Source organism: Methylobacterium sp. J-092 (assembly GCF_022829325.1).
Lineage (GTDB): Bacteria > Pseudomonadota > Alphaproteobacteria > Rhizobiales > Beijerinckiaceae > Methylobacterium.
This window is the reverse complement of the sequence record NZ_JAKSXU010000005.1, coordinates 1-943: the sequence shown is the minus strand read 5'-3', so window position 1 is coordinate 943 and position 943 is coordinate 1. Positions and strand designations below refer to the sequence as shown.

Genomic DNA, 943 nt, shown 5'->3' with positions numbered 1-943 from the left:
CGTCTTCGTCCGGAACACCGCAATCACGTGTGGTCGTACGACTTCGTCGAGGCGCGCACGCATGATGGACGCAAGATCCGGATGCTCGACGTGGTCGACGAACCGAAGGACCGCGCAGCGAGTTCACGCATGAATGCCTGGAGATCCGAGTCGCCCGAAAGCTGAAGGCAACCGACGTCATCGACGTGCTCTCGGATCTGTTAATCCTGCGTGGCCTACCTGGCCATATCCGTTCGGATAACAGCCCGGAGTTCGTTGCGAAGATCGTACAAGCTTGGATCACCGGCGTCGGAGCAAAGACGGCCTACATCACGCCAGGCTCACCGTGGGAGAATGGCTACGTCGAAAGCTTCAACGCACGGCTTCGCGACGAACTCCTCAACGGCGAGATCTTCTACACACTCAGGGAAGCGCAGGTCGTGATCGAAAGCTGGCGACGTCACTACAACGGCGTGCGCCCGCATGCATCGCTGAAATACCAGCCGCCGGCACCGGAGGTGTTCGTGCCGGCCTTCTCCGCTTGGCCGGCTGCGCTCGCCCGACCAGCTCCGCCGGCCAAGCTACTCGTGGCGGAGCGGCCCACCGTGCACTAACTTCACCCTTGGACCACCTCGTGGGGGCCGATCATATGGGGGGTAAGGTGTCAGCCGCTGATTGGGAAGGGTGTTACCATCCCGAGCCAATCAGAGCGGATAGGCATAGCCTAAATCGGGCAGGGGGTCGGACAACTTGTGAGATCGGGAGAGGGCGTCCCCCCTCCCGCATGGCGTTCTCTAGGCCTACTCCGCTGTACCCCACTCGCCCTTGGCTTCGGCAGCGGTCCTGTTCAAGCGCACCTCACCGTTCTCGACAGCGTCTATCGAGTCGACATGGATGAAGTGATGCACGCCCTCCGCGTCCGGGTCAGTGCGGGTCAGCTTGATGCGCTGCCCATCGAGATGAT

General features: G+C 61.7%; 1 protein-coding gene and 1 pseudogene. One reads left to right on the top strand and one right to left on the bottom strand.

Translation table 11 applies throughout. The annotated features are described in order from the left end of the window. Positions 1–593 (top strand): annotated as a pseudogene (locus tag MKK60_RS00065) (integrase core domain-containing protein); the annotation flags it as partial. A gap of 186 nt (positions 594–779) precedes the next feature. Here MKK60_RS00065 and MKK60_RS00060 read toward each other — a convergent pair. Continuing rightward, the coding region (locus MKK60_RS00060) for a DUF2171 domain-containing protein (RefSeq protein ID WP_279603905.1) at positions 780–943 on the bottom strand (164 nt) is incomplete at its 5' end.